Raw genomic sequence first — 26,678 nt, 5'->3', positions numbered from 1 at the left:
CTCAGCGGGTCACAGGATGGTAGAACGCGGTTCAGTTCCAGGCTTCCACTTCAGGCCGCAGCCGATGCTGGGAGTGTGCGGTTCGGGGACCGGTTGGTTTGCCAGAACCAGTTCGACGGCCCGGCGCAGGGACGCGCCATCGGAGGGGATCTCGTTGCGCGGGCGGGCCGCGTCGAACTCGCCGCGGTAGGCCAGTTTCCGGTCGGCGTCGTAGAGGAACAGGTCGGGAGTGCAGGCGGCGTGATACGCGCGGGCCACGTCCTGCGACTCGTCGATCAGGTACGGGAAGGTGAATCCGGCCCTGAGTACCTGCTCACGCAGGTGTTCGGCATCGTCGTCCGGGTAGTTGCGTACGTCGTTGCTGCTGATGGCGACCGTGGCCAGGCCGCGCGCGTGCAACTCCGCGGTGAGCGCGCCCAGGGCCTGCTCGATGCGCCGCACATACGGACAGTGGTTCGAGAGGAACGCCACCAGCAGGGCCGGTTCGCTCTGGAAATTGTCGAGGGACACCGCCTCGCCGGTGAGCGACGGGAGCGTGAAATCCGGTGCGGGCGTACCGAGCTGGACCATGAGCGATTCGAGCGCCATGCGCCCATTCTCCCCCGGTCAGCGCAGGTCGCGGAAGAAGGCGCGAATGTCGGCGACCAGGGTGGCGGGGGCTTCCATGGCGGCGAAGTGGCCGCCGACGTCGTAGTCGGTCCAGCGCACGATGGTGTTGACCTGTTCGGCGAAGCGGCGGATGGCGATGTCACCGGCGAAATTGGCGACGGCCGTGGGGGTTCGGGAGCGCGTCGGATAGTTCCCGGTGTGCAGGCTCTCGTAGTACATCTGGGCCGAGGAGCCGGCGGTATTGGTGAACCAGTAGACGGAGATGTCGGCGAGCATGTGGTCGCGGTCCACGGAATCCTCGGGGAGGCCGGGTTTTCCGGTCCACTCCTGGAATTTCTCGGCGATCCACGCCAATTGGCCCGCGGGCGAGTCGGCGAGGGCGAAGCCGAGGGTGTGCGGGCGGGTGCCCTGGATGCGGAAGTAGCCGCTGCCCTCGGCCATGAACCGTTCGATGCTGACCAGGCGTTCGCGTTCCAGGTCGGTCATGGTGGCGGCCACATCATCGGGCACCGCGCCGAAAGGCATGAAGCCGAAGGTGGCGGCGTTCACGTGCACGGCGAGCACGTGGTCGGGGTCCAGCCGGCCCAGGTCGGGTGCGATGGTCGCACCGAAATCGCCGCCCTGGGCGGCATAGCGCGGGTAGCCGAGACGGCGCATGAGCTCGGCGTAGGCGCGGGCGGTGCGCGCGGAATCCCAGCCGGAATCCGGTGCGGGACCGGAGAATCCGAAGTTCGGATGGGACGGGATGACCAGGTCGAAGGCGTCGGCCGGATCGTCGGGATCGATGAGCGGTTCGATGACCTCCAGGAATTCGAGCACCGAACCGGGCCAGCCGTGCAGCATGAGCAGCGGCATGGCCTCCGGGTGCGGGGATCGCACGTGCAGGAAATGCACTCTGGCCCCGTCGATTTCGGTGAGGAACTGCGGATACTCATTGAGCCGCTTCTCCCACAGCCGCCAGTCGAACCGCTGCTTCCAGTGGGCCGCGAGATCCTTCAGATAGTCGAGCGGCACCCCGCGATCCCAGCCGACGCCGGGAATCTGAGCGGGCCACCGGGTTTCGGCGAGCCTGCGGCGTAGGTCGGTGAGTTCGCGCTCGGGAATCTCGACGCGGAACGGGACGATATCGGAGTCGATCATGCGAAAACCTCGCGATCGGAGCGCCGATCGGCGGACCAGCGACTCGCACGGCCTGGATATCCGCAGCCTAGTCCGGGTGCGCGCGGACCGTGCCCGATTCGAGCTGTCTGTCCTTGATGGCAGGTCAGGCGGGCCGCGACGCCGTCAGGTGAGCAGGGTGCGCACCACAGCGTCGGCCAGCAGGCGGCCGCGGTCGGTGAGGATCAGCAGATCGCCGGTGCGCTCGGCCAATCCGTCGGCGATGACGCGGTCGGCGGCGGCGCGGCCGTCGGCATCGAGGTCGCCGAGAGGCAGGCCGGTGCGCAGGCGCACGGTGAGCATGACGCGTTCGGTGTAGCGCTCCTCGTCGGTGAGCAGCTCCCAGCCGGCCGCGGGCAGGCCGCCCGCGATGACTCGATCCGCGTAGCGCGCAGGGTGTTTCACGTTCCACCAGCGCACGCCGCCGACATGGCTGTGCGCACCCGGCCCCGCGCCGAGCCAGTCGCCGCCGTCCCAGTAGCCGAGGTTGTGACGGCAGCGGGCGGCATCGTTCGCGGCCCAGTTGGACACCTCGTACCAGTCCAGTCCGGCCGCGCGGAGCCGCGTGTCGATGCGCTCGTAGCGATCGGCGAGCACGTCACCGTCGGGTGCGGGCAACTCCCCGCGCCGCACCCGCCGGGCGAGCGCGGTCCCGTCCTCGACGATCAGCGAGTACGCCGACACATGGTCGACCCCGGCCGACAGCACCGCGTCCAGGCTGGCATCGAGATCGGCGTCGGTCTCCCCCGGCGTGCCGTAGATCAAATCCAGATTCACGTGCTCGAACCCGGCGGCCCGCGCCTCCCGGGCGGCCGCGACCGCCCGCCCCGGCGTATGCGTCCGATCCAGAATCTTCAGCACATGCGCGGCGGCCGACTGCATGCCGAGCGAGATCCGCGTATACCCGGCCTCGCGCAATCGCTCGAAGAACGCGGGCGAGGTCGATTCCGGATTCGATTCCGTCGTCACCTCGGCCCCCTCGGCCAGCGTGAAGTTGGCCCGCACGGCATCGAGCACATCCGCGAGCCCGTCCCCGCCGAGCAGCGACGGCGTACCGCCACCCACGAAAATGGTCTCCACCTTCGGCGTCTCCGACGGCAACGCCTCGAATTCCCGTGCCGCCGTCGCCAATTCCCCCCGCAACGCCTCGAACCACGACTGCGGCGACGACGAACTCCCCAGCTCCCCCGCCGTATACGTATTGAAATCGCAGTACCCGCACCGCGTCGCACAGAACGGCACGTGAATGTAGATCCCGAACGGCCCGCCGCCGAAATCACGCAGCGCCAGCGCGGGCTGGTCTGCGGTGGCCTGGGCAGCGGTCGAGGTCATCCCACCAGTCTGACGGGTCGCGCGGGTCACACCGTCCCCTGGGGTGTCGTCGCAGGTTGTGGCGATCCGGCCGATAGCGTCGGCGCATGGACTCGCTGATGCAGCGACTACTGGACATTCCGGCGCTGTGGACCTATTCCGTGGTCGGTCTGCTGGTGTTCGCCGAGGAGGCGATGGTGCTCGGCCTGCTGGTGCCCGGTGACACCGGCGCGATTCTGGCCGGGGTGGCGGCGAGTCAGGGCCATCTCGGGTTGGCGGTGACGCTGCCGCTGGTGATCATCGCGGCCGTGATCGGCGCGTGCGTCGGCTACGCGCTGGGCCGCCATTACGGCGAGCGGGTCCTGGAGTGGTCGATCCTGACCCGCTACCGCACCCAGTTCGACCGCGCCGGACAGTTTCTGGACCGCCACGGCAGCTGGGCGATCCTGTTCGGCCGCTTCAGCGCCTTCTTCCGCACCATGCTTCCGCAGCTGGTGGGCATGTCCCCCATGCCTTTCCGGCGCTTCCTGCTCGCCAGCGCGGCCGGCGCCGTCGTGTGGGGATCAGTTCTCGTCATGGCCGGATACCTGGTGGGTCAATCCTTTACGGTCATCGCCCGGCGGATCGACTCCGACCTGGTGATCGTCATCCCCGTGCTCGCCATCGCGGGCCTGGCCATCTGGAAGTGGCGGCAGCATCGCCGCGCCGGCGCGGCGACCGTGGAAACACCCTAGGGCTGTTCCCTGTGCGCGGGATCACTCTCGGGTGCCGGGAGCCCGACGAGCCGTGTGCGCCGCGCCGATTCGAAGAACATGAACTGCGCCTCCTCGTGGAACCGCACCTCCCACGCCGCCGGTTCCGGCGCGGCCGCATCCTCGGCGTCCTCGAGTGTGCCGAGAATATCCAGCGCCGCTTGACTTTTCAGCTGCGAAGCCATTGTCGCGCCATGACTGTCGGCCACCGCGAAGGCCTGCTCGAGCCGATGCCGCTGCCCCCGGGTCACTTCCGCATAGGTGCCGTCCATCTCCCGCACCCGCATCACCGGACGGCCGTTGTCGGTGCCGATGACCAGCCAGCGCGGTGTTGCCCGGTCCCGATGCAGCAGCACCGTCTCCACCTGTTCGAAACTCATTGCGTCCCTTTCCATCCGCCTGAGCGGACGCACGGGACAGCCTACCGAGCACCCGAACCCGGCACATCACACTCGGATGCACCCCGGAAAGAGTTAGCCCTCTTCAGGGCAAGTCCGCGGCGCGTTCCGGGCATTACTGTTCGCCGGGCGGTGGCCGCGCCGTGGCGGGGATGGCGCGGCCGCTCGCATGCAGTGGCGCGAAATCTCCCGGTCGCGGTGTGCCGCACGTCACTAGACTGAGAACGGTCCGGGCTCGGGGCCGAGCTCGATGGCTCGACCAGTTTCAGGAGGCGGCCGTGACCGCGTCATCACCTTCTGCCGGGTTCTCCTCCGTCGCGGACTTCGATCCGCTGGATCCGGGGACATTGCAGTGCCCTTACCCGTGGCATCGGGCCTTGCGGGCGGAGGCGCCGGTGCACTATGTGGCGAGCCGGGGGATGTGGTTCGTGACGTCGCGGGAGCTGGTGACGGAGGCGCTGGGGAATCCGGGGGTGTATTCGTCGGCGTTCGGGTCGCCGCAGTTGCCGGCGCCGGAATCGATTGCGGCGGAGGTGGCTGCCATTGCGGCACAGGGATGGCCGGTGGTGTCGACGCTGTTGACGGCGGATCCGCCGCGGCATCACTACTACCGGCGGATGGTGGCTCGGGCGTTCACCACTCGGCTGGTGGCGCGGCTGGAGCCGGAGATTCGGGAGATCGCGCGAGACGTGACCGATGGATTGAACGCGGGAGCACCGGTGGAATTCGTGCGCGAGTTCGCGAATCCGCTGCCGCTGCGGGTGATCGCGCATGTGCTGAATGTGCCCGCGGAGCGGATCGATGATTTCAAGCGGTGGTCGGATCAGTTCACGGCATCGGTGGGCGCGGAGCTGGATGACGCGGGGCGGTTGGAGCAGGCGCGGGCGCTGCTGGAGTTTCAGCGGTACTTCGCGGGGGAGCTGGATGCGCGGCGAGCGAAGGCGCGGGACGATCTGCTGAGTGGGCTGGTGGCCGCGCCGAGTGCCGAGTCCGAGGATGAACCGCTCAGTACGGCAGCGTGTTTGGGGATCATCCACCAGTTGCTGGTGGCGGGGAACGAGACCACCACGACGCTGCTGTCGGGGGTGCTGCATCAGCTGGCGCTGGCTCCGCACTGGTGGGAGTGGTTGCGGGAGGATCCGGAGGGGCGGGCGGGCGCGGTTGTCGAGGAGGGATTGCGGTTCGTCACGCCGGTGCAGAGCATGTTCCGGATCACCAGGGCGGAGACGGAATTGGGCGGGCAGACCATTCCGGCGGGGGCGCGGGTGGTGCTGGTGTTCGGTTCCGCCAATCGCGACGAGCAACTCTTCGGCGCGCCGGACGCATTCGATCCGACCCGCCCGAATGCCAAGTTGCACTTGGCATTCGGGTACGGCATTCACGTCTGTCTGGGCGCTCCGCTGGGCCGCCTGGAGGCGCGGATCGCCCTGGCCGAGTTGGCACGCCGCTTCACCACGGTCACATGCGCGCCCGGCTTCGAGGTCGAATTCGAGCCCAGTTTCATCCTGCGCGGGATGAAGGAGCTGTCACTGATCCTCGGTCAGTGATCGACGACGGGGGTGTTCTGGCAGAAGGTGAGCAGCCAGCGGCCGTTCTCCTTGGTCATGCCGTACAGCGGTGAGCCCTCGGACTGCAGTTCGCCCGCGTGGTTGAAGTACTGCTGGCGCACCTTCACCGCGGCCACATCGGGACGGATGAAGCGCACGAAGAACGGCGTGTAGGTGGCGTAGCCGTCCTTGGTGGCGCCCGGCATCACCTTGCGGGTGAATTCGGAGATCTCGGCCAGGCCGTCGAGGAACTTGCCGCCGCCGGTGGTCCAGATGGCGTCGGGGTGGAACTGGGCGAGGAAGGCGTCGGCGTCCTCGGCGCGCTGGGCCTTCTCGACCGTGGCGACCACGGCGTGCAGGGCCTCGATTTCAGCGGCGGTGTCGATGTCTGCAGTTGTCATGTGGCTATCTTGAAACCCGAACCGTTGTATAGGTCAACTGTCCAACGGAGATCGGCGCTGATCTATGACATCCGCCACAAACCGGGTCGCCTATGCAGGGGATTTCCCGGGAAAGCGCGGAAAATATCGTCGGGCGGTCGGAACGACCCCTTTGACGTGGCACAATAACCTTCATGACTGGACTTGGAGTACGACTCGTGGCGCGACGCCATGTCGACTTCAAGCGCGTCTGCAGCGCGAGCTGTCTGCCCGGAAGTCTCCGGTAGATCAGCTCCCACTCTTCCCGGATCCGGCGTCCATCCCGACGCCGCGGCAGCCCGGTTCGCTGAAATAGCTGAGATATCGGAGGCGAGAGCCAGCCCCTCCCGCCTGCCCGCAAGACCTTCAGGAGCGACCCCCATGACGTCGAGCACCGACGCCGGTCCCACAAGTTCCGAAAACCCCCGCCCCGCACGGCCCGAACGGCCCGTGGCTGAGCGGCGCGTGCGGCCGGACCGTCCTCGCTCGGAGGCGCCCGTCGCCCCGCGTGAACGCACCGGCAAGCCGGTGCGGCGCAAGTCGGAGGGACAGTGGGCGCTCGGCTACCGCGAGCCGCTGAACGCCAACGAACAGTCCAAGAAGGACGACAACCCGCTCAATGTGCGCGCGCGCATCGAGAACATCTACTCCAAGCAGGGTTTCGACTCCATCGACAAGAGCGACCTGCGCGGCCGCATGCGCTGGTGGGGTCTCTACACCCAGCGTGAGCAGGGCTACGACGGCACCTGGACCGGCGACGAGAACATCGACATTCTCGAGGCCAAGTACTTCATGATGCGGGTGCGGTGCGACGCCGGCGCGCTGAATGTGCGGCAGCTGCGCACCCTCGGCCAGATCTCCACCGAATTCGGCCGCGACACCGCCGATCTCTCGGACCGCGAGAACGTGCAGTACCACTGGATCGAGATCGAGAACGTGCCGGAGATCTGGCGGCGACTCGAAGAGGTCGGCTTGCAGACCACCGAGGCGTGCGGCGACTGCCCGCGCGTGGTGCTCGGATCCCCTTTGGCCGGTGAGTCTTTCGGCGAGGTGCTGGATCCGACCTCGGCCATCGACGAGATCGTCAAGCGCTACATCGGCGACAAGAAGTACTCGAACCTGCCGCGCAAGTTCAAGACCGCCATCTCCGGTCAGCAGGACGTGGTGCACGAGATCAACGACGTCGCGTTCATCGGCGTCGAGCACCCCGAACACGGTCCGGGCCTCGACGTCTGGGTCGGCGGCGGCCTGTCCACCAATCCGATGCTCGCCCAGCGACTCGGCGCATGGGTGCCGCTGGACGAGGTGCCGGATGTGTGGGAAGCCATCGTGTCGCTGTACCGCGACTACGGCTACCGGCGGCTGCGCACCAAGGCCCGCATCAAGTTCCTGGTCAAGGACTGGGGCATCGAGAAGTTCCGCGAGGTGCTCGAGACGGAGTACCTGAAGCGCAAGCTCATCGACGGCCCCGCGCCCGAAAAGCCTTCCCGCCCCATCGATCACATCGGTGTGCAGAAGCTGCGCAACGGGCTGAACGCGGTCGGGTTCTCCCCCATCGCCGGTCGCGTGTCGGGCACCATCCTGCAGCAGGTCGCGGACGCGGTGGAGGCCATCGGCTCGGATCGGATCCGGTTCACGCCCTACCAGAAGCTCATAGTGCTCGATGTGGCCGACGACAAGGTCGAGGAGCTCATCGACGCGCTGCACCCGCTGGGCCTGCACGCGCGACCCTCGCACTGGCGGCGAAACCTCCTCGCCTGCAGTGGCATCGAGTTCTGCAAGCTGTCGTTCACCGAGACCCGCAAGCGGTCGCAGGCGCTGGCTCCCGAGCTGGAGCAGCGGCTCGCGGACATCAACGCCGACCTCGATGTGCCGATCACCATCAATATCAACGGCTGCCCGAACTCGTGCGGCCGGTCCCAGATCGCCGATATCGGCTTCAAGGGTCAGCTGGTCGACGACGGTGACGGGAATCAGATCGAGGGCTTCCAGGTTCACCTCGGTGGCAGCCTCGGGCTCGACTCCGGTTTCGGACGAAAGCTGCGCCAGCACAAGGTGACCGGCGAAGAGGTCGGCGATTACATCGAGCGCGTGGTGCGCAATTTCGTGAAGAACCGTGACGGTGGCGAGCGATTCGCGCAGTGGGCTGTCCGCGCCGATGAGGCAGATCTGCGGTAGTTGGGAGTAGATGCAATGACCACAACGAAACTCGCCGAATCCGAGCTGCGGGCCATCGCGGAGAAGGGCGCGGCCGAACTCGGGCCGAACGCCACCGCGCAGGAGCTGCTGCAGTGGACCGAGGACACCTTCGGCTCCAACTACATCGTCGCCTCGAACATGCAGGACGCGGTGCTGGTCCAGCTGGCCGCGCAGGTGCGGCCCGGGGTGGACGTGCTGTTCCTGGACACCGGCTACCACTTCGCCGAGACCATCGGCACGCGTGACGCGGTCGAGCTGGTGTACGGCGTGAACATCGTCAATGTGACGCCGGAAAACACTGTGGCCGAACAGGATCAGCTGCTCGGCAAGGATCTGTTCGCCCGCGACGCCGCCGAATGCTGCCGGCTGCGCAAGGTGGTGCCGCTGAAGAAGTCGCTCACCGGCTACAACGCCTGGGTGACCGGCATCCGCCGCGTGGAGGCGCCGACCCGCGCCAACGCCCCCCTGATTTCCTACGACGAGGGCTTCGGCCTGGTGAAGATCAATCCGATCGCCGCCTGGTCCGACGACGAGATGGCCGCCTACATCGAGGCGAACGGCATTCTCGTCAATCCCCTTGTCGAGGAGGGATATCCGTCCATCGGTTGCGCTCCGTGCACGCGGAAGCCGGAACCGGGATCCGATCCGCGATCCGGCCGCTGGGCCGGGCTCGCCAAGACCGAATGCGGGTTGCACGCGTCATGACATCTACAGAGACAGAATTCGACACTCTGGCCGCGCTCGAGTCTGAGTCCATCCATATCTTCCGTGAGGTGGCGGGCGAGTTCGAGCGGCCGGTGATCCTCTTCTCCGGCGGCAAGGACTCCACGGTGCTGCTGCACTTGGCGCTCAAGGCTTTCTGGCCCGCGCCGCTGCCGTTCACGCTGCTGCACGTGGACACCGGGCACAACCTGCCCGAGGTGCTCGCGTTCCGCGATCACGTGGTCGAGAAGTACGGCCTGCGCCTGCATGTCGCCTCCGTCGAGGAGTACCTCGCCGACGGGCGGCTGCAGGAGCGGCCGGACGGCATCCGCAACCCGCTGCAGACCGTGCCGCTGCTGGACGCCATCAATGAGAACCGCTTCGACGCGGTCTTCGGCGGCGGCCGTCGCGACGAGGAGCGTTCGCGGGCCAAGGAGCGAATCTTCTCGCTGCGTGACGCGTTCGGGCGCTGGGATCCCAAGCGGCAGCGGCCGGAACTGTGGAACCTGTACAACGGCCGGCACGCGCCGGGCGAGCATGTGCGCGTGTTCCCGATCTCCAACTGGACCGAGCTGGACATCTGGCGCTACATCGCGCGGGAGAACGTCGAGCTGGCCAGCATCTACTACGCCCACGAGCGCCCGGTCTACCAGCGCGACGGCATGTGGATGACCCCCGGCACCTGGGGCGGCCCCGCCGAAGGCGAAGAGCTGCTGGTGAAGTCGGTGCGCTATCGCACCGTCGGCGACGGATCCACCACCGGCGCAATCATTTCCGATGCGGCCGACAACGAGGCGATCCTCGCCGAGGTCGCCGCATCGCGTTTGACCGAACGTGGCGCCACCCGTGGAGACGACCGCGTCTCCGAGGCCGCCATGGAAGACCGTAAGCGAGAGGGCTACTTCTGATGTCCGACCTACTCCGACTAGCCACCGCCGGATCGGTCGACGACGGCAAGTCCACCTTGGTCGGACGGCTTCTGTACGACACGAAATCCGTTCTGGCGGACCAGATCGACGCCGTCACGCGCGCCTCGGTCGACAAGGGTCTGTCCACGCCGGACCTGTCGCTGCTCGTGGACGGCCTGCGCGCCGAGCGCGAGCAGGGCATCACCATCGATGTGGCGTACCGCTACTTCGCCACGCCCAAGCGGTCTTTCGTGCTCGCCGATACTCCGGGGCACGTGCAGTACACCCGTAACACGGTGTCCGGCGCGTCCACCGCGCAGCTGGTGATCCTGCTCGTGGACGCCCGCAAGGGTGTCATCGAGCAGACCCGCCGCCACGCCGCCGTCATGGCGCTGCTGGGTGTGCCGAAGCTGGTGCTCGCGGTCAACAAGATCGACCTCGTGGATGATCCGGCCGCTGTGTTCAACGAGATCCGCACCGAATTCGCCGTGCTCACAGCCAAACTCGGCTGGGCGCCCGAGGACGTGCAGGAGATTCCGGTCTCCGCGCTGCACGGCGACAATGTGGCCTCGCGCTCGGACAAGACCCCGTACTACACCGGCCCGTCGCTCATCGAGCACCTGGAATCGGTGCCGGTGGACGCGGACGCGCACGGCCGCCACGAGGTCGGGCTGCGCTTCCCCGTGCAGTACGTGATCCGCCCGCGCACCGCCGAATACCCGGACTACCGCGGCTACGCGGGCCAGGTCGCGGCCGGTGTGGTCACCAAGGGCGACGAGGTCGTGGTGCTGCCGTCCGGCACCCGCACCACCATCGAGCGCATCGACACCCCCAATGGTGAGATCGCCGCCGCCCAGCCGGGCCGCAGCGTCACCCTCATCCTGGCCGACGATGTCGACGTCTCCCGCGGCGATGTCATCACCGCCGTCGGTGACGCCCCCGAGCCCATCGACGCCTTCGACGCCACCGTCTGCTGGCTCGGCGACAAGCCGCTGCGCCCCGGTGCCCGACTGCTCCTCAAGCACGGCACCCGCACCACCCAGGCGATCGTCGGCGGCCTCCTGGAGCGCTTCGACGAACAGCACCTGGCCGCCGACCCCAACCCGGAGTCGCTGTCCCTCAACGACATCGGCCGCATCTCGGTGCGGGTCGCCGACCCCATCGTGGCCGACGACTACAGCGTCAACCGCCACACCGGCTCCTTCCTCCTCATCGACCCCGCGGGCGGCAACACCCTCGCCGCCGGCCTGGTCGGCGACGCCCTCACGGCCGTCGAGGTCGGCACGGAAGCCGGAGTCTGAGATGAGTACGCCGCCGTTGATCGCGGTTGCCCACGGCAGCCGCGATCCCCGGTCGGCGGCGACCATGCACGCGGTGGTGGAGCAGGTCGCCGCCACCCACCCGAATACCGATGTCCGCCTGGCCTTCCTGGACCTGAGTACGCCGTCTGTGGAGCAGGTCATCGATGCCGTTGCGGCGGACGGCCATTCCCACGCGATCGTGGTTCCCCTGCTGCTGGGCAGCGCCTTTCACGCCCGAGTGGACCTCCCCGGCCTGCTCGCCCAGTCGAGCGCCCGGCACCCGCGCCTGCACCTCACCCAGGCGGACGTCCTCGGCCCCGACCCGCGCCTCATCGCGGCCCTGCGAGATCGCGTGCAGGACAAGCTGTTTGACTGCAGCCGAGTAGGCATCGCGGTGGCGGCGGTCGGCTCCTCCTCGGCCGCGGCGAACGCGCGCACCGCGCAGGTGGCGCGCGAGCTCGCGACCCTCACCGGCCTGCCCACCGAAATCTGCTTCGCCACAGCCGAACCCACCGTCCTGGAGGCGGCGACCCGGCTGCGCGCACACGGCGCCGAAGAAATCATCGTGGCCCCCTGGTTCCTCGCCCCGGGCCTGCTCACCGACCGTCTCCTGGCGGCCACCCCGAACCTGACGCACGCCGACGTCATCGGCCCGCACGCCGCCCTCACCGACATCATCCGGGACCGCTACCACGCTGCGCTTACCGCTCCGCTCCGGCTTTCGGCCTGATCCGGAACGTCCGATAGCCGATTCTGGTCAGACCACTGTCAGAATGATCAGAACGGCAACGTAGGCCAGAGCGAACACAACTGGCACACCGGCTACGGGCGTGCTGGCGGTCGCGGCCGAGGCGCGGAATCGTACGCTGGGCTGATGATCCGGGCTGTGGTGTTCGATGTGGGTGAGACGTTGGTCGACGAGACGCGGATTTGGAGTCGGTGGGCGGATCGGCTGGGGGTGCCGCGGTTCGCGTTCATGGGGGTGATCGGGGGGATGGCGGCCACCGGGCGGCCGGTGACCGATGTGTTCGGGATGGTGCGGCCGGGGGTGGATTGGGCGGTCGAGGAGGCGGCTTGGGCTGCGGAGGAGCCGGAGTCGTTGCGGAACAACTTCGATGGGGACGATCTGTATCCGGATGTGCGGGGGGCGTTGGCGGAGTTGCGGCGGCGGGGGTTGACGGTGGTCATTGCCGGGAATCAGCCGCCGCAGGCGAAGGCGGCACTGGAGCGGATGGAGTTGCCGGTGGATGCGGTGTACACCTCCGCCGAGTGGGGGCTGGAGAAGCCGGATCCGGCGTTCTTCGCCAAAGTGGCCGAGGTGGTGGGGGTTTCGGCCGGGGAGATCTGCTACGTCGGGGATCGGGTCGACAATGATGTGCTGCCGGTGCAGGAGGCGGGGATGATGCCGGTGCTGATTCGGCGGGGGCCGTGGGGGTATCTGAGCGCGGAGATGCCGGAGGCGGCCTGGTACGCGACCGTGGTGAACAGCCTGCACGAGCTGCCCGAACTGCTGGCTCCGGCCTGAGGTTCGCCGGTGTGGCGCTGAATCGCGCTCGGCCGCAATGTTTTACGGGTGCTTGACGCATCGAATGCGAGGGCGGATTTCCGCCAGACTCCACTCTGCCGACGGCGTTGAATATGACATGTCAACGAAATCGACCAGGGAGTGCAGTCATGATGGTTTCTCGTTTCGAGTCGAAGGTCGCCGTGATCACCGGTGCCACGTCGGGAATCGGTGCGGCGGTGGCGCGGCGGATCGCCGCCGAGGGTGGCGCGGTGGTGCTGGGCGCACGCGGCAAGGAGGCCGGTGACCGGATGGCCGAGGAGATTCGCGCCGCCGGCGGGCGGGCCGTGTTCGTGCCCACCGATGTCACGGTCGAAGCGGATGTGGCGCGGCTGACCAGTGCGGCCGTCGACGAATTCGGCCGTCTGGACGTGGCTTTCAACAATGCGGGCGCGGTCAATGCCTTCGGCCCGGTGCAGGACATCGACGAGTCGGGCTGGCGCGCGGACCTCGAGCTGAATCTCACTGCCGTGTATTACGGTCTGCGCCAACAGGTTCCAGCCATGCTGGCCTCCGGCGGCGGCGCGATCCTCAACAATGCCTCCAACCTGGGTATGGTCGGCATGGCGTCGGTGGCCCCGTACACGGCCGCCAAGCACGGCGTCGTCGGCCTCACCAAGGCGGTGGCGCTGGAGAACGCCGAACAGTCCATTCGCGTCAATGCGCTGGTTTCCGGCGCGGTGGACACCCCCGCCTTCCGCAACTCCATGGGCGCGACGCCCGAGGGCGAAGCGGCCATCGCCGCCCTCCATCCCATGGGCCGCATCGCCAAACCCGAAGAGGTGGCGGCCTTCTGCGCCTACCTCCTCAGTGACGAGGCCAGCTTCATCACCGGCGCCGCTCTGGCCGCCGACGGCGGCTTCACCGCCCGCTGAGCCCCGAACTCCCCGCCCCTCATCGGCGGGAAATCCGGTCCCAGCTCATGGCAGCGACCGAACCCACCCCGCGCTGGGCACTGGATACGCGAGGTGAGCCGGCCGCGGCCGACGCCGGTGAGGTGGTGGACCCTCCACCTCACCGGGCCGCTTCAGCGCGGGGGCCGCAGTGGCCCTCCGCTCGGCCATATCGTGTCGGATGCGGGAGGACGATTGCCCCCACCGCCTGGTCTGGGGTTGTTCCGATGCGGAGAGATGATCGGCCCTCCGCCTGGTCTGGTTGCCGCAATGCGGGAGTCGAGCAGCCCGCCGGTCGATCTGGGGTTTCCCGCATGGATCAGCGCGAGCCGCCTCCCCCGCCTCCGCCGCCACCCCCGCCGGAGCCACCCGAGCCGCCCGAACCGCCACCGGAGCCGCCACCCGATGCGCCACCGCCCGAATTGCCGCTTCCGCCCATACCGCCCGACGTGGAACCACCGCTGCCGCCGGTACCCGAGCCGCCCATGCCGCCCGAACCGCCGCGAGAGGAAGTGCCGCCACCCGAAGTCGAGCCGCCGCTGGTGCCGCCGCCCGAAGTGGAACCGCCGCTGCGGGATCCGCCGGAGGTGGAGCCGCCCGAGGTGGAACCTCCGCCGGTCGAGCCGCCGGAAGTTGAACCGCCGCTGGTGCTTCCACCGGACGTCGAGCCGCCCGACGTCGAGCCGCCGGAGGTAGAACCACCCGAGGTGGTGCCACCACCCGATGTGCTGCCGCCGGTGGTGCTGCCACCCGTGGTCGAGCCGCCGCTGGTGTCGCCTCCGGAGGTGCCGCCCGAGGTCGAGCCGCCCGAGGTATCATCGCCGGTAGTACCGCCGGAAGTCGTACCGCCACCAGTGGTTCCACCGGTGGTGCCGCCGGTTGTGGTGCCGCCGGTGGTGCCACCCGAAGTGGTGCCGCCGGTCGGGTCCCCGGAAGTTGTTCCGCCACCGGTGGTTCCACCTGCCGCCGGGTCCACGGTGCCCGGGTCGGTGCCGACGGTGCCGCCCGAAGTCGTTCCGTCACCGGTGGTTCCGCCGGTGGTCGTGCCGCCTGTTGTGCCGCCCGTGGCGGGATCGCCGGTGGCGGTGCCGGGTTCGGGGGTGGTTCCGGGTTCGGGGGTGGTGCCGGGCGCGGGAGCGGTGCCCGGATCGGTGGCCGGAGCGCCGGGGGTGCCGGGGAGCTCACCGGAAACCGGTGTGCCGCCCGGAGTTTCGGTGCCGGGGGTCTCGGTGCCGGGTTGAGCGGGCTGACTGGGCGCGCCCGGGATGTTGGGGAGACCGCCGGGGAGGCTCATGCCGGGGAGGCCGCCGGGGAAGGTGCCGAAGTTCAGCGGGATGCTCAGTGAGGAGGAGCTGCTGAAGGGGATCGGGTTGATGAAGTCGGCGGGGTTGGCGTAAGTGGTTGTGGCGCTGCGTGGTTCGCAGCGGCCGCCCGGGCCCTCGTAACGGGTGGACTGCTTGCCGCCACCGGAGAAGGCGGGGGCGGTGCCGGGGGCGTAGGGGCCGTAGGTGCGGGAGGTGACCGCGGCATTGGTGATGGCGTGGGTGCGGCCGCCGGGGGCCGAGACGTCGTCGAAGACGAGGACGTCGCCGGGGCCGACGCTCGGGTTGGGGACGGGGGCCGCCTGCAGGCCGGGCGGGACGCCGGTGGGGCCGCCGAGCACGGTGGCGGCGGACATGGCGAGCGCGGAAGCCACTGCGGCGCCGGAGAATACGGCGGCGCGCGGGGCGTAGCGGCCGATGGCGGAGCCGGTGTCGATGCTGCGGTAGGCGGCGATGGCCGCGCCGACGGCGGCGGTGTGCGCCGGATCGGGGGACATGACGACGGGGCGGCCGAGGTCGGACAGCACGCGCGCCACCTCGGCGGGGCGCGCCGCGCCGCCGATGAGCAGGACGCGGTCGATATCCGCCAGCTCGAGGCCGGTGCGGTGGACGCAGGCCCGGACGAGCCGTAGCGAGTTGCGAATATGCCAGCAGCGCAAGCGATTCGTGTCGGAGGCCGGGACCACGGCCGAGACCGGCTGCGGCGCGCCGGGTGCGAGACTGCGGGCGTAGCGGGCCAGCAGCGTGCCGAGCGGCCGGCCGCCGTACTCGTGGGAGCGTTCGGACTTGCCGAGAATGCCGCGTTCGTCGCGGTCGGCCTCGGTGCGCACCACGGCGATGTCGAGACTGTTGCCGCCGAGGTCGTAGACGAGGGTGAGCCCGTTCTCGGAGATGCCGTATTCGTTGTCGAGCCATTCCACCGCCGCCACCGGTTCCGGCATGAGCAGCACGTCGGCCGCCCCGGACCAGTCCAGCGCCCGCCGCAGTCGCGTCACGTGCTTGTCGGAATAGCAAGCGGGATAGGTGGTTACGGCCGGCGCCTCGGGTGCGTTGGCGGCGATGAGCCCGTTCACCACGGCGGCGACCAGATCCGCGGGCGACCAGATGCGCCCATTGATGACGACCGGGTCGGGGTCGGCGGTGAGGTCGGCGAAGTCGGTGACCACGGGCGCGAAGCGGGGGATGCCGCCGATGCGCGGCCCGCCCGCGCTGTCGAAGGTGACTGCGGTGCGGCGCACGCGCACGCCCGGCCGGGTCCGATCACCGGAGGTCGTGGCCCACACGGAGTTCACTGTGCCGATGCTCATACCAAAGCCAAGTGTCATCGCTATCCCGTCAACGCACCGTGACCACGGCCTCGCGGCTTCACAACCTTGTGGTCGCGGTCGTTTACCAAACAGCGCGTTCAGGTTAACTGGCTCATGCCGGACATGAATATCGAATTAAGAGAAAAGATTTCGCGTCCAGTAGCGAAGGTAGCGAATCCACTGGTCAGGCAACCGCGACAGCAAGATCGAATCCAACTGGACGCCAAGACACATGAGTGAATGCGCTCGCGTGGCTACACCGCAGCGAACGGCTTATAAATACCAACCGGTATGCGAGAAGTGTCCGGAAAAGAAAACCGCAACGTCCGTACGCCGCAGTCGATTACAGTCGCCAGTCGGTAGCTACCCACGATTTCCCGCATCGGGATAACCGTTCAGCTCCGAGCGACACCGAATTCAACTTCCACACAGGGGAAGTCGCATCATGCCCGCGCGGCATTACACCGCGCTCTACGCAACCCACACACGAGCGTCGGGCGCCTAACGGATTCGCAGCCGACCCGCTGTCGGATACCTGTACGCCCGCCCCGAAAACGCAACCGCCGCATGCGAACCGGTTCGCATGCGGCGGTTTGTTCGTTTTGCGTGTTATCGACTGCGCACCAGCAGTTTCAGGCCACGTCGCGGCTTGTTGACCGCTCCACCGCGCACGGCATGCGGCTGACGCTCACCGACCAGTCGGTCGAAATCGCGTGTGTCACCGGCGGGTTCGACCAGGCGTCCGGCATTGAAGTCGTCCACCAGCTGCCGCACCGTCTGCTGAGCGCAGGACTTGTTGGTGCCGATAAAACCGGTCGGTCCCCGCTTGATCCACCCGGTGACATAGGTCCCGGATACCACGGCACCACCCGCGGTTTCGAGCACCCGGCCATCCAGGTTCGGAATGATCCCGGCCTGCTCGTCGAAGGGCAGCCCCGGCAGCGCGGTGCCGCGGTATCCCACCGAGGTGAGAACCAAACCGGTCTCCAGGGTTTCGACCGCACCGGTCGCCACCGCCCGCACCACACCGTCGGCATCGGCCACGAGCTCATTGCGCGCCACCTCGACACCGGTCACCCGATCCACGCCCGTGATCGCGGTCGGCGCGGACAGGTATCGGAACACGATCCGCTTGCGCCCGCCGGTGGGCCGATCGGCCAGCCCGCGCAGCAGCTTCAGCTTCTGCTCCACCGACTGCGGCAGTTCACCGCTCGGCTCCGGAATCTCGCCGTCGACGACGATATCCACATCCGAGCCCAGCAGCCCGACGAATTCCGGCACGGTGAAGGCGGATTCGGCCGGACCGCGCCGGCCCAGGATCACCACCTCCTCGATTTTGCTGCGCCGCAGGGCCGCCAGCGCCCGGGGCGCGATGTCGGTGCCCGCGAGCAGTTCCGGATCGGTGGTCAGAATGCGCGCCACATCCAGGGCCACATTGCCGTTGCCCACGATCACGGCCCGCTGCTGCGACAGGTCGAAGTACCGGCCCGCCTGATCGGGATGCCCGTTGTACCAGGCCACGAACTCGGTGGCGGAGACGCTGCCCGGCAGCCCCTCCCCCGCGACGCCCAGCTTGCGATCGGCGGACGCGCCCACCGCGTAGATCACCGCGTGATGGTGCGCCAGCAGTTCGTCATGCGAAACATGCTCGCCGACAGCCACATTCAGATACGAGCCGAATCCGGGCTGCGCCGAGATCACATCGAACAGCTTCGAAACCTGCCGCGTCTTTGTGTGATCCGGCGCGACGCCGAACCGCGCGAGGCCGTACGGAGTGCTCAGCCGATCGAACACCGTCACGGAAACGCCCGGCTGCGTGAGCAATTCGTCGGCCGCGTACATGGCCGACGGACCGGAGCCCACGATCGCCACCCGCAGCGGCTCCCGCCCGGGCTTGACCTCCGCCGCCGGGATCGGCCGCGCCAGCAGCGGCCGCGGCCGCTCGTGCCGGTAGAAGTCGGCATTGATCTCGATGAACGGCTTCTGCTCGTCGGTCAGCTTCTTCGATGACACGATGGCGTCGACCGGGCAGGCGGTGGCGCAGGCGCCGCAGTCCACGCAGGCCTGCGGGTCGACGTACAGCATCTCCGCGGTCCGGAAATCGGGCTCGTCCGGCGTGGGATGGATGCAGTTGACCGGGCAGGCGTAGACGCAGGAGGCGTCACTGCAGCACGACTGGGTGACAACGTACGGCACTGTACGAATCCCCTCGGTTCAGGCGGCCGGGTGAGCGCCGCGGATCGGCTCGGAACGGTAACGCGAGGCGGGGCCATCGATGCCGAGCAGCTTCCACACGCGCTTGGAGACCGGGTTCATCAGGCCGATCTCCTGGGCCAGGGCCCGCACGTCGATGAAGTAGTCGCTGAAGACCTGCTTGGCTTCCTTGGACCCGTAGAACAGTTCCTTGCGGACCTTCTCGGGAATGTCGAACTCGGCGAAGAACTTCTTGGGCGGGGTCGCGATGGACCGGCCCAGGATGAACATGACGATCGGCATGGCGATGGAGAGCACGAAGCGCTGCGGGGCGCCCTGCTCGGGCACGTGGTGCTTGAGGAACTCGTGCGCGAAGGAGATGTGCCGCGCTTCCTCGGCGACGTGAATGCTCATGACGCCGCGCATGATCGGGTGCACTTCCTCGCCCGAGCGCAGGATGTCCTTCTGAATGTGGTCGATCGGCTCCTCGCCGGCGAGCACGGCCATGAAGAACAGGTTGGGGAACGCGACCGCGACGGGCACGCCGAGGTGGCGCAGCTGGCGCACGATCGGGCCCATGCCTGGGACGTCCGCGCCGATGCGGTTCACCATCTCCTGGAACATCAGGGTGTGGTTGAGCTCTTCGGACATCTCGTGCGTGCAGTACCGGAATTCCGGGTCACCGTTGGGCAGCGAGAAGGTGTGGTTGACCATGCCGGAGATCAGGATCGACTCGAACTGCAGGCCGACCTTGGCGACATTGGCCTGGCGGTACTTGCCGATGGCGATCTTCTGCTCGTCGCTCAGGGCCTGATACCAGGGGTGGCGGCCCAGCGGGTCGGCGGAGGCGGGCAGGATCCAGCGCTCGGGCTTGGTGTTGGCGTCGAAGTCCGGGTTCTCCCAGTCGATGTCCTCGAAGGGGTCGAAGCTCCGGTTCACCGAGCCTTCCGACAGAAGGAGCAGCTTGTTCGCGTATTCCTGAGCCTCGGCGACAACGGGGTCGTCAACGGGCGTCACGGTCGGAGACATCGTCGTCACCTCTCCAGTAGGCGTGTATCTGTTCCTCATGGTTACACCAAACTGGAGTTACGTCAACAAGTGCTAGCAAGATGCTTGCACGTGTCAGCACCGAACGAGGCATGAATCCCGGCAAACCGGCCGGTAACCGAGACCCCACTCTCGGGAGGGCTCTCAGGGGCTTCGCCCCCGAACCCCGAGAGCTAGCGGGGCCGCGCACGAGCCGACCTTTCTACAGCGCGGCGACGCGGGTCACTCGGCGGAAGAGACCGGTGAGGACGTGATGGCGGTGGCCGGAGGAGTCGTGGGCCAGGACCGCGCGGCGCGCGGCGATGGCGGCGCCGTCAGCGATGGTGCGTTCCGGGTCGGGGGCGACTATGACCGGGCGGGCCAATTGCTTGGACAGCACCTCGGCCACTTCCGGCGGGCGAGCCGCGCCCCCGACCACGAGCACCCGGTCCACATCGGCCATGGTGACGTCGGCGATGCGCAGGGATTCGTAGACGAGGTCGAGGGATTGCCGGATGTGCTCGGCACGTAGCTCCCCCGTATCGGAATCGGACATGACGCGGGAGATGACCGGGGCGTCCGGACCGCGACGCAGCTTCTTCGCGACCAGGGCGCCGAAGGCGCGGCCGCCGAATTCGGCGGAGTGCAACGGCAATCCGACGATGGGGTTGCTCGGCGCGCCCGCGCCCACCCGGACGAGGGTGACGTCGAGGCCGGAGCCGCCGAGGTCGTAGATGACGGCCAGGCCCGGCATGAGCGGGCCGCGCTGGTTTTCGAGCCAGGTGGCGGCGGCAATGGGTTCGGCCATCAACTCGGCCTCGCCCAGGCCGACGCCGGCGAGCGCGGTGCGCAGGTCGGTCACCAGATTCACGGAGTACCCGGCCGGGTGGGTCACCACTATTCCGGTGTCCCCATCGAGCCCCGCCGGAGCCTTCCCCAGCACCTCCTTGATCACGCTGTCGGCCACGGTCGCAACGAGATCCGCGGAGGACAGCGCCCGGTGACCGACCCGCGCGACCGGTCCCCCACGCTGGGACAGATCGGCGAACTCGGTGATGACGCGCCCGTGCCGGGGTATGCGCCCGACGCGTGCCGTCCCCGAACTGTCGAAGGTGAGTGTGGTGCGCCAGGTTGTGGGTGGAGCTCCGCGCTTGCCCTGCGGATTCTTCCCGGATCGATCGGCCGCTGTCGCGCACACCGTATTGACCGTGCCGATACTCAAGCCCACACCGAACGCCATCTCATCCACCTCGATCGACGAGCCGTTTTGCGCCAGCCACCCTGACCCGACCCGCAATAAATGCAACTCCTGCGCCGGATGCTTGCCAAGCACCGGACACCCGGTTGTCCGCTCGTGCGCCTCTCCGGCCCGACAGCCCGGCTGTCCAGCGCCACAGGGGCGGACATGCGACCGCCCGTCGCGGTCGCGACATGTTTGCCCGAGATAACCCAAAAGACTGGTCCGTTGTCATTGGGTCGCAGGTTGCCTGTGGGGCCGTGGAGTTCGAAAAGCGGCCAGATTCCGGACAATTCGGAATGGCGCGGATACCGGCCGAGAATGCGAATCGCCCCCATTCCGACGACCGGAATGGGGGCGATTCGACGAGCGAACTTACTTCGCCGAACTCATGAGAACGGAGACGACGCTGTAAGCCAGGTTGACCAGATCCGCGGCCACACCGTTCTGACCGGTGAGCATCTTGGCCAACGGGTTCAAGAACTTCACCGCCAACTGCACGAGCGTGCCCATGGACTGCAGGTCCGCGTTCTCGCTCTTGGGATTGGTGTCGGTCGTCGACGGGGACTGCGCACCGGGGTTACCCTTCGGACCCTGGTTCGCCTGCGGCGCTACTGCCGGATTCTGCTGTGCCGCACCGGCATTGGGCGAGCCGGCCGTATTAGGTTGTGCGGCACCGGCGTTGGGTATCGCAGCACCCGCATTCGGCTGGGCCGCACCCGGATTGGTCTGCGGCTCCACCGGATCCGAGACCGGCCTGATGTCCGAGAGCGAGGGGAAGGCCAGCACGGCATTGCCCACGTTCGGCTCCTTGGCCGGACCCTGCGCGGGAACCACCGGCTGCGCGGCCTGCGGCTGCGCACCCGGCTGGCCGCCGGGCTGCGCCTGCGGTTGCGGGAACTGAGCCTCCGGAGCTCCCGAACCCTGCGGCTGCGGGAACCGCGCATCCAACGCCGGGGCCGGCTGCTGCGCCTGTGGTTGCGGCTGGGCGGCCTGGGGCGCGCCCGGCTGGGCTTGCTGCGCCTGGACCTCCGCCTGCTGCGGCTGAGGCTGCGCGGCCTGCGGCTGTGGCGCGGCCGGAACAGCCGGGGCCTGCGCCTGCGGCTGTGCCGCCTGCGGCTGACCAGCACCCTCGACCTGAGCCTGCGGCGTGGCCTGGTCACCGGCCGGAGCCGGCGCCTGACCGTTGGCCTGCGGCTGCGCATTCGGCTGCGGCGCCGGAGCTGCCGGAGCACCGGGAGCCGTTGCGGCCTTTTCGGATTCGGCACCGGGCTGTCCCGGCGCGGCGGCCTGTGCGTCGGTCTCCGACGGGGGCACCTGGAGCCCGAGCAGGTAGGACACCAGCCCGGTGGTGATGGTGACCGCGTGCCGCAACTGCCCCTCGGGCGTTTCGAGCTGCTGTGCGTCCTCGGCGTTCGCGCCATTGCCCATCTCCAGGAAGATGTCCGGGACCTGGGTCAGCGCGGGGCCCGCCACGTCGGTGCGGGTCTGGATGCCGTCGACGGCATTGTTGTAGGTGGCGGCCGGAAAACCGGCCTGCACGTAGGCGTCTCGCATGGCGCGGCTGGCGGTCAGTCCGGCGCCGGACTGCACCTCGTGCGCCTTGGCGTCGGGGATGGGCAGCTGCGGCACGATCAGGTGGAAGCCGCGCTGCTCGGCGGGCGCGCTGTCGGCGTGGATGCTGAGCGCCACGTCGGCTCCGGATTCATTGGCGGCGCGGGCGCGTTCGTCGATGCAGCCACCCCAGCCGGTGTCGTCGGGCCGGGAGAGCACGACCTTGGCGCCGAGTCCCTCCAGCGAGGTGCGGACCAATTGCGCGACATTCCAGTTGACGGTGTGCTCGGGGATGCCGTGCACGGTGGTCATGCCGGTGGTCTGGCACGCCTTGCTGCCGCCGCGGCCGTCGCTGACCTGCTTGGCGACATCGACATTGTGGTTGGGCCCCTGATGTCCGGGGTCCAGGAAGACGGTCTTGCCCTGGAGTTTCTGAGGCATGTCCGGGAGTGCGGGTGCAGCGATCGCGGTGGCCGGGATGAGTCCGGTCACCGTCGAGAGTGCCGCGGCCGTGACGGCGGTGTAGATGCCGGCCTTGATATTGCTCGGCTTCATAAGCGGACGGCGCTCGCGGGAGGAGCGCCCCTCCCTTCCCACTAGTAACACCAAACCCAGCTGTTCACTCTGGCAACATCAGTTACCAACTAGCAAGCTCTGTGATCGAACTGTTACGGGTGGTCAGGCAGCCAACGGCTACCCAGGACCGAAGAACTGACGAACCCGAGCAAATCGAATCGGGCCGACTCGTCCGAGAATCCCGCATACCGGGCGACACGCGCGGCATACGGCGTACGGCTGGGGTGTGTCGGCTACACGGGGAGGAGCCCGGTCTACTCCGAGAAGATGCGATCGCCCTCGACGCGAATGCCGCGGCTGTCCAGCGGACGCCCGGCCGGGCCGCTCAGCACGGCGCCGTCGAGGCCGAAAACACTGTTGTGGCACGGGCATACGATCTTGCCGTCGGCGGGCTCGTTCACCTTGCAGCCCAGGTGCGTGCACACATTCGAGAACGCCTGATAGGACCCGGCCGTGGGCTGGGTGATCACCGTGTCACCCTTGACGACCCCGCCGCCCACCGGAACCTCGGCGGTGGTGGCCAGCTCGGCGGGCTGCTGCTGCTTGCCCGGACCGGCGCCCGCGGGAGCGGTCGAGGCGGCTTCGTTCGCGCCGTAGGTGTCGCACCCGGCGAGAGTGAGCGCGGTGGCGGCGGCCCCGGTGACCGCCAGCGCGGTGCGGCGATCGAGACGGAGGCCGGGGATGTCTGCGGTCATGAGGTACTCCTGGATCCGGGCGGACCGGTGCGGTCGGCCACTACCTAGTTCGACGTGTTGGGACGGTCCGGGGTTCATCCACCGCCCCCTGAAGAGCGGACGCGATGCTCAGGCCGCGAAGCCCTTGACCCGGAAATACCAGACCGCGGACGTGAACCAGAGTCCCACGAACACGGTGAAGAGCAGCCCTCCGGCCACTGGGATCACCCAGCCGGGCAGCCCGCGGCGGGTGAGCAGCAGCATCTTGGTGACGAAGATGCCGTAGACCAGGCAGCCGAGCAGCGAGTGCACCAGCACGCGGGTGCTGTAGGACTCGAAGCCGAAGGCGTACAGGCAGTGCACGGCCACCGGCAGGCTGATCAGCACCGCCAGCCGTCCCGACCAGATGTGCCAGAACGAAACCCACCGTCCGCCACGGATTTTCGGGATCAAGCCGTACATGATGAGGGCGCTGAGATCCTGTCCGGCGGCGAGCAGCACCACGACCGTGGCGAGCCAGGATTTCACGGCGCCGGGGCTGGAGAAGCCGGCCAGGCTCACCGCATAGCCGCGGGGCTGATGCACCGCGCCGTAGATGCCCAGGGAGAGCGCGACGCCCGCGCCCGCGAGCACGATCAGCACGATGGCGCCGGTGGTGGCGCGCTGCGCCGGGCTTCCGTGCGCCGAATTCCCGTGTGCGGGATCAGAAATCGTTGTCATCGCCGTCGACCTTCCGTGCGTTCGGAGCGAGATCCGGTGCGGGCGAAGTGGATCCGTCCGGTGCGCGGCGTACGCCGGTGACGGAACCGTCGGGCCCGACGATCCAGCTGTCGCGCCCGGAATCGGTGCGGGCGAGGTAGATGCCGGCCGGGGGTTGCACCTGCGGCGCGGTGAAATCGTAGGTGCGCTCCGCCAGGGTCAGGGTGCCGCGCACGGCATCACCTTCGAGCGTGCCCTCCAGCTGGGAATTGTTGCCTTTCAATACCATTCGACCGGCCTCGGCAGCGCCGCGCAGCCACGTCTCGACGGACGCGCCGTCGCACGCGTACCCGACGGCCTTCACTCCGGTCACCGTCAGCGACAGCGTGATCGGCTTGGCATCGGTCGAGATCACCGTCATGTAGTCGGCCTGCTGTGGGAAGTTCGTCACGGTCGAGGTTCCCGGAGCGGTCGCGGCCGGACGTGCGGAGTCCGCGTCACGGCTCAACCCGGTGAGGGTGTTGGTCACCAGCAGCCCACCGCCGAGAATCGCGGCGGCGGCAAGCGTGAGATATGGCCCGGCGCGTTTCATCGGAAGCTCCTGGTCGAATAGGTTTCAAGTATCTGAGAATTCGGCGCTGAACACCCGATCGGTTCGGGCCGTCGCTGCTCGGGACGGCAAGGGGCCTTGCCGCCGTACAGGGTGGTTGGTGCGGAATCTGAATCCGCGAGGAACCGAAGCGCTACTGCCCTAGCGCCGGTATCGAGAACTCGGTTACGCGCTGATCGGAAGCTGGCGTAGCGAGCGGAGTGCGTAGTGGACGCGGGTTTTCACGGTGCCGACCGGGATGCCGAGATCCTGGGCGACGTCCTGGTAGGCGCGGTCGCGCAGGATCACCTGCACGACGGCGTCGCGTTGCGGGTCGGGAAGGTGGGCGAGGAGTTCGGCGACCAGCAGGCCGTCGCTGACGTGTTCGGCGAAATCGGGTCCGGCGCTGCGGCCCTCGGTGAGTTCGGTCAGTTCGTCCCAGATGGTGTCGCCGGGCCGGGTGGCGCGCACCCGGGCGATGTCGGTGAGGACATTGCGTTCGATGGTGAGCAGCCAGGTGCGGACGCTGCCGCGGTCGGGGTTGTAGGTGGCGCACGCCCGCCAGGCCCGCAGCAGGGTCTCCTGGACGGCGTGTTCGGCGATGCCGGCGTCGCCGAGGCGGCGCATGGCGCGCCAGTGCAGCAGAGCCTTGTCGGCGGCGAGCACATCGGCCAGGCCGGTGTCGGTGCACAGGCGGGCACAGCGTTCGGTACAGGTGGGCGGGCCGGTGGAGGTGCTGGCCCCGAGGGGTCGGAGTCTTCTCATGCCCTGAATATCGTCGGGACCACCCAAAAGAGCATCGGTGAGGATTGCCCATATTCGGGAGGCGACACGAGTCAAACCGGTCGGCATTAATTTCACCGTTTCGGCCGAATTCGAGCACTATTTCTGGTAGACCCCTCCCGGGAGACGCGGGGATCCCCACACCGCCCGTGACGGGACGCCGGGCGGAAAGCAACGCAAGGGAGGACCACTGTGCGTGCACGCGCGCTTGCGATAGCGGGAGCCATGGCTTCCGCGCTGACCCTGACCGCCACCGGACTCGCCGCCGCCGAACCGGCATCCGAGATCACCGTGGACGGGCTCTATCTGGTGAATGTCGATCTGAAGCCGGGCACTTATCAGGCCGACGGCACCCCCAATGAGGGTGGCTGCTGGTGGAAGCGGCTGTGGAAAGTCCAGCAGCCCGGCGATTATCCGGATCCGAACTACTACCTCATCGCCAGCGATTTCACCCGCACCCATCCGGTGCGCGTGGAGATCAAGTCGACCGATGTGGCATTCAGCACCGAGAACTGCGGCGCCTGGCGTATGGTGCCTCCGGTATCCACGGGCTCCTTCGGTTGATGACACGTCCAATTTCATTGGGGTGAACGGTTTCCGCCGTAGCCGTCGATGAATTGGGTACTCGGTCATGGGATCACCGCACGGATACGGCGATCCCGTGGCAATGGTGCCGCGCCGCGAATGGCACTCACCGAGGTACGGATATGACGAACAGCGAACCGTCAGAGCAGAATTCGACCGCGCGCTGGCGCAAGAGCAGCTTCAGCGGCCCCAATGGCCAATGTGTGGAAATGGCGGTGCTGCCGGACGGCACGGTGGCCGTCCGCGACAGCAAGGACACCACGGCCGGGGCGCTGGTGTTCCGGCGGGCCGAGGTCGCGGCGTGGATCGCCGGGTGCAAGGCCGGGGAATTCGACGATCTCGCCTGAGCGCACCGGCGGCTAGGGTGGCCGT

General features: G+C 68.1%; 26 protein-coding genes. 12 read left to right on the top strand and 14 right to left on the bottom strand.

All coding sequences use genetic code 11. The features are described from left to right. Nucleotides 1–9: 9 nt before the first annotated feature. The 3 genes from H0264_RS14255 to hemW all read right to left on the bottom strand — a co-directional run bounded on the left by H0264_RS14255 (nucleotide 10) and on the right by hemW (nucleotide 3,099). The gene (locus H0264_RS14255; RefSeq protein WP_181584397.1) at nucleotides 10–588 is read right to left on the bottom strand and encodes a thioredoxin family protein; all 579 of its coding nucleotides are present in this window, start codon (nucleotides 586–588) and stop codon (nucleotides 10–12) included. A gap of 18 nt (nucleotides 589–606) precedes the next feature. Continuing rightward, nucleotides 607–1,749, bottom strand: a complete 1,143-nt coding sequence (locus H0264_RS14250; protein WP_181584396.1) for an epoxide hydrolase family protein — start codon at nucleotides 1,747–1,749, stop codon at nucleotides 607–609. 144 nt (nucleotides 1,750–1,893) lie between these two features. Beyond that, a complete protein-coding gene (gene hemW, locus H0264_RS14245; RefSeq protein ID WP_181584395.1) occupies nucleotides 1,894–3,099 on the bottom strand; it encodes a radical SAM family heme chaperone HemW in 1,206 nt (401 codons plus the stop codon). Between the two features lie 86 nt (nucleotides 3,100–3,185). Between hemW and H0264_RS14240 the strand changes: the two genes are divergently transcribed. After that, entirely contained in the window at nucleotides 3,186–3,812 is a 627-nt protein-coding gene (locus H0264_RS14240; protein WP_181584394.1) for a DedA family protein, read from the top strand. Here H0264_RS14240 and H0264_RS14235 read toward each other — a convergent pair. Further along, entirely contained in the window at nucleotides 3,809–4,210 is a 402-nt protein-coding gene (locus H0264_RS14235) for a hypothetical protein (RefSeq protein ID WP_181584393.1), read from the bottom strand. The genes H0264_RS14240 and H0264_RS14235 overlap by 4 nt on opposite strands. 296 nt (nucleotides 4,211–4,506) lie before the next feature. Here H0264_RS14235 and H0264_RS14230 point away from each other — a divergent pair, with 296 nt between their 5' ends. Further along, nucleotides 4,507–5,775, top strand: coding sequence for a cytochrome P450 (locus tag H0264_RS14230; protein WP_181584392.1), 1,269 nt, complete (start codon nucleotides 4,507–4,509; stop codon nucleotides 5,773–5,775). On the opposite strand, the gene H0264_RS14225 is transcribed toward H0264_RS14230, so the two are convergent. After that, the gene (locus tag H0264_RS14225; RefSeq protein WP_181584391.1) at nucleotides 5,769–6,176 is read right to left on the bottom strand and encodes an SgcJ/EcaC family oxidoreductase; all 408 of its coding nucleotides are present in this window, start codon (nucleotides 6,174–6,176) and stop codon (nucleotides 5,769–5,771) included. The two genes, H0264_RS14230 and H0264_RS14225, sit on opposite strands and share 7 nt — an antisense overlap. 173 nt (nucleotides 6,177–6,349) lie before the next feature. Between H0264_RS14225 and H0264_RS39325 the strand changes: the two genes are divergently transcribed. From H0264_RS39325 to H0264_RS14190, 8 genes are all read left to right on the top strand, one after another. Further along, nucleotides 6,350–6,442 (top strand): Ms4527A family Cys-rich leader peptide, encoded by a 93-nt coding sequence (locus H0264_RS39325; RefSeq protein ID WP_354835468.1) that lies wholly within the window; start codon nucleotides 6,350–6,352, stop codon nucleotides 6,440–6,442. A gap of 133 nt (nucleotides 6,443–6,575) precedes the next feature. Further along, nucleotides 6,576–8,372 carry a nitrite/sulfite reductase gene (locus H0264_RS14220; protein WP_231086884.1) on the top strand — a complete coding sequence of 599 codons (1,797 nt, stop codon included), beginning with the start codon at nucleotides 6,576–6,578 and terminating at the stop codon, nucleotides 8,370–8,372. A gap of 15 nt (nucleotides 8,373–8,387) precedes the next feature. Further along, nucleotides 8,388–9,098, top strand: a complete 711-nt coding sequence (locus tag H0264_RS14215; RefSeq protein ID WP_181584390.1) for a phosphoadenylyl-sulfate reductase — start codon at nucleotides 8,388–8,390, stop codon at nucleotides 9,096–9,098. Beyond that, entirely contained in the window at nucleotides 9,077–10,003 is a 927-nt protein-coding gene (cysD, locus tag H0264_RS14210; RefSeq protein ID WP_181584389.1) for a sulfate adenylyltransferase subunit CysD, read from the top strand. The genes H0264_RS14215 and cysD overlap by 22 nt, the downstream gene beginning before the upstream one ends. Then, entirely contained in the window at nucleotides 10,003–11,304 is a 1,302-nt protein-coding gene (locus H0264_RS14205) for a sulfate adenylyltransferase subunit 1 (protein ID WP_181584388.1), read from the top strand. Before cysD ends, H0264_RS14205 begins: the two co-directional genes overlap by 1 nt. A 1-nt stretch (nucleotide 11,305) precedes the next feature. Continuing rightward, nucleotides 11,306–12,034 (top strand): sirohydrochlorin chelatase, encoded by a 729-nt coding sequence (locus H0264_RS14200; RefSeq protein WP_181584387.1) that lies wholly within the window; start codon nucleotides 11,306–11,308, stop codon nucleotides 12,032–12,034. A gap of 144 nt (nucleotides 12,035–12,178) precedes the next feature. Beyond that, nucleotides 12,179–12,829, top strand: coding sequence for an HAD family hydrolase (locus H0264_RS14195; RefSeq protein ID WP_181584386.1), 651 nt, complete (start codon nucleotides 12,179–12,181; stop codon nucleotides 12,827–12,829). Between the two features lie 149 nt (nucleotides 12,830–12,978). Next, nucleotides 12,979–13,743 carry an SDR family NAD(P)-dependent oxidoreductase gene (locus H0264_RS14190; protein ID WP_244976183.1) on the top strand — a complete coding sequence of 255 codons (765 nt, stop codon included), beginning with the start codon at nucleotides 12,979–12,981 and terminating at the stop codon, nucleotides 13,741–13,743. Between the two features lie 337 nt (nucleotides 13,744–14,080). Here H0264_RS14190 and H0264_RS14185 read toward each other — a convergent pair whose 3' ends face one another. From H0264_RS14185 to H0264_RS14145, 9 genes are all read right to left on the bottom strand, one after another. Then, entirely contained in the window at nucleotides 14,081–16,390 is a 2,310-nt protein-coding gene (locus tag H0264_RS14185; RefSeq protein ID WP_181584385.1) for a hypothetical protein, read from the bottom strand. 609 nt (nucleotides 16,391–16,999) lie between these two features. After that, complete coding sequence (locus H0264_RS14180) at nucleotides 17,000–18,586, bottom strand: FAD-dependent oxidoreductase (RefSeq protein WP_181584384.1); 1,587 nt, start codon at nucleotides 18,584–18,586, stop codon at nucleotides 17,000–17,002. 18 nt (nucleotides 18,587–18,604) lie between these two features. Then, nucleotides 18,605–19,612 (bottom strand): AurF N-oxygenase family protein, encoded by a 1,008-nt coding sequence (locus tag H0264_RS14175; RefSeq protein ID WP_181584383.1) that lies wholly within the window; start codon nucleotides 19,610–19,612, stop codon nucleotides 18,605–18,607. Nucleotides 19,613–19,832: 220 nt separating this feature from the next. After that, nucleotides 19,833–20,849 (bottom strand): DUF7159 family protein, encoded by a 1,017-nt coding sequence (locus H0264_RS14170; protein WP_181584382.1) that lies wholly within the window; start codon nucleotides 20,847–20,849, stop codon nucleotides 19,833–19,835. A gap of 372 nt (nucleotides 20,850–21,221) precedes the next feature. Continuing rightward, nucleotides 21,222–22,955, bottom strand: a complete 1,734-nt coding sequence (locus H0264_RS39320; RefSeq protein WP_181584381.1) for an N-acetylmuramoyl-L-alanine amidase — start codon at nucleotides 22,953–22,955, stop codon at nucleotides 21,222–21,224. Nucleotides 22,956–23,230: 275 nt separating this feature from the next. Then, entirely contained in the window at nucleotides 23,231–23,671 is a 441-nt protein-coding gene (locus H0264_RS14160; RefSeq protein ID WP_181584380.1) for a QcrA and Rieske domain-containing protein, read from the bottom strand. Between the two features lie 108 nt (nucleotides 23,672–23,779). Continuing rightward, complete coding sequence (locus H0264_RS14155; protein WP_220139979.1) at nucleotides 23,780–24,370, bottom strand: DUF6529 family protein; 591 nt, start codon at nucleotides 24,368–24,370, stop codon at nucleotides 23,780–23,782. Continuing rightward, nucleotides 24,354–24,941, bottom strand: a complete 588-nt coding sequence (locus tag H0264_RS14150) for a hypothetical protein (RefSeq protein ID WP_181584379.1) — start codon at nucleotides 24,939–24,941, stop codon at nucleotides 24,354–24,356. Before H0264_RS14150 ends, H0264_RS14155 begins: the two co-directional genes overlap by 17 nt. Nucleotides 24,942–25,124: 183 nt before the next feature. Next, nucleotides 25,125–25,703 (bottom strand): sigma-70 family RNA polymerase sigma factor, encoded by a 579-nt coding sequence (locus H0264_RS14145; RefSeq protein ID WP_181584378.1) that lies wholly within the window; start codon nucleotides 25,701–25,703, stop codon nucleotides 25,125–25,127. Nucleotides 25,704–25,946: 243 nt separating this feature from the next. On the opposite strand from H0264_RS14145, the gene H0264_RS14140 reads away from it, so the two are divergent. Together H0264_RS14140 and H0264_RS14135 are read left to right on the top strand one after the other, a co-directional pair. Beyond that, nucleotides 25,947–26,285 carry a hypothetical protein gene (locus tag H0264_RS14140; RefSeq protein ID WP_231086895.1) on the top strand — a complete coding sequence of 113 codons (339 nt, stop codon included), beginning with the start codon at nucleotides 25,947–25,949 and terminating at the stop codon, nucleotides 26,283–26,285. Between the two features lie 143 nt (nucleotides 26,286–26,428). After that, nucleotides 26,429–26,653 (top strand): DUF397 domain-containing protein, encoded by a 225-nt coding sequence (locus H0264_RS14135; RefSeq protein WP_181584376.1) that lies wholly within the window; start codon nucleotides 26,429–26,431, stop codon nucleotides 26,651–26,653. Nucleotides 26,654–26,678: the final 25 nt, after the last annotated feature.

This window comes from Nocardia huaxiensis (assembly GCF_013744875.1).
GTDB classification, from domain to species: Bacteria; Actinomycetota; Actinomycetes; order Mycobacteriales; family Mycobacteriaceae; genus Nocardia; species Nocardia huaxiensis.
Note: the sequence above shows the minus strand (reverse complement) of the source record. Positions and strands in the feature narration are given on the sequence as shown.

Bases quoted from the DNA above. Each gene is read 5' to 3' on its own strand.
- H0264_RS14255 (WP_181584397.1), bottom strand. From the start codon at position 588: ATGGCGCTCGAATCGCTCATGGTCCAGCTCGGTACGCCCGCACCGGAT.
- H0264_RS14250 (WP_181584396.1), bottom strand. From the start codon at position 1,749: ATGATCGACTCCGATATCGTCCCGTTCCGCGTCGAGATTCCCGAGCGC.
- hemW (WP_181584395.1), bottom strand. From the start codon at position 3,099: ATGACCTCGACCGCTGCCCAGGCCACCGCAGACCAGCCCGCGCTGGCG.
- H0264_RS14240 (WP_181584394.1), top strand. From the start codon at position 3,186: ATGGACTCGCTGATGCAGCGACTACTGGACATTCCGGCGCTGTGGACC.
- H0264_RS14235 (WP_181584393.1), bottom strand. From the start codon at position 4,210: ATGAGTTTCGAACAGGTGGAGACGGTGCTGCTGCATCGGGACCGGGCA.
- H0264_RS14225 (WP_181584391.1), bottom strand. From the start codon at position 6,176: ATGACAACTGCAGACATCGACACCGCCGCTGAAATCGAGGCCCTGCAC.
- H0264_RS39325 (WP_354835468.1), top strand. From the start codon at position 6,350: ATGACTGGACTTGGAGTACGACTCGTGGCGCGACGCCATGTCGACTTC.
- H0264_RS14220 (WP_231086884.1), top strand. From the start codon at position 6,576: ATGACGTCGAGCACCGACGCCGGTCCCACAAGTTCCGAAAACCCCCGC.
- H0264_RS14215 (WP_181584390.1), top strand. From the start codon at position 8,388: ATGACCACAACGAAACTCGCCGAATCCGAGCTGCGGGCCATCGCGGAG.
- cysD (WP_181584389.1), top strand. From the start codon at position 9,077: ATGCGGGTTGCACGCGTCATGACATCTACAGAGACAGAATTCGACACT.
- H0264_RS14205 (WP_181584388.1), top strand. From the start codon at position 10,003: ATGTCCGACCTACTCCGACTAGCCACCGCCGGATCGGTCGACGACGGC.
- H0264_RS14200 (WP_181584387.1), top strand. From the start codon at position 11,306: ATGAGTACGCCGCCGTTGATCGCGGTTGCCCACGGCAGCCGCGATCCC.
- H0264_RS14195 (WP_181584386.1), top strand. From the start codon at position 12,179: ATGATCCGGGCTGTGGTGTTCGATGTGGGTGAGACGTTGGTCGACGAG.
- H0264_RS14190 (WP_244976183.1), top strand. From the start codon at position 12,979: ATGATGGTTTCTCGTTTCGAGTCGAAGGTCGCCGTGATCACCGGTGCC.
- H0264_RS14185 (WP_181584385.1), bottom strand. From the start codon at position 16,390: ATGAGCATCGGCACAGTGAACTCCGTGTGGGCCACGACCTCCGGTGAT.
- H0264_RS14175 (WP_181584383.1), bottom strand. From the start codon at position 19,612: ATGTCTCCGACCGTGACGCCCGTTGACGACCCCGTTGTCGCCGAGGCT.
- H0264_RS14170 (WP_181584382.1), bottom strand. From the start codon at position 20,849: ATGGCGTTCGGTGTGGGCTTGAGTATCGGCACGGTCAATACGGTGTGC.
- H0264_RS39320 (WP_181584381.1), bottom strand. From the start codon at position 22,955: ATGAAGCCGAGCAATATCAAGGCCGGCATCTACACCGCCGTCACGGCC.
- H0264_RS14160 (WP_181584380.1), bottom strand. From the start codon at position 23,671: ATGACCGCAGACATCCCCGGCCTCCGTCTCGATCGCCGCACCGCGCTG.
- H0264_RS14155 (WP_220139979.1), bottom strand. From the start codon at position 24,370: ATGACAACGATTTCTGATCCCGCACACGGGAATTCGGCGCACGGAAGC.
- H0264_RS14150 (WP_181584379.1), bottom strand. From the start codon at position 24,941: ATGAAACGCGCCGGGCCATATCTCACGCTTGCCGCCGCCGCGATTCTC.
- H0264_RS14145 (WP_181584378.1), bottom strand. From the start codon at position 25,703: ATGAGAAGACTCCGACCCCTCGGGGCCAGCACCTCCACCGGCCCGCCC.
- H0264_RS14140 (WP_231086895.1), top strand. From the start codon at position 25,947: ATGGCTTCCGCGCTGACCCTGACCGCCACCGGACTCGCCGCCGCCGAA.
- H0264_RS14135 (WP_181584376.1), top strand. From the start codon at position 26,429: ATGACGAACAGCGAACCGTCAGAGCAGAATTCGACCGCGCGCTGGCGC.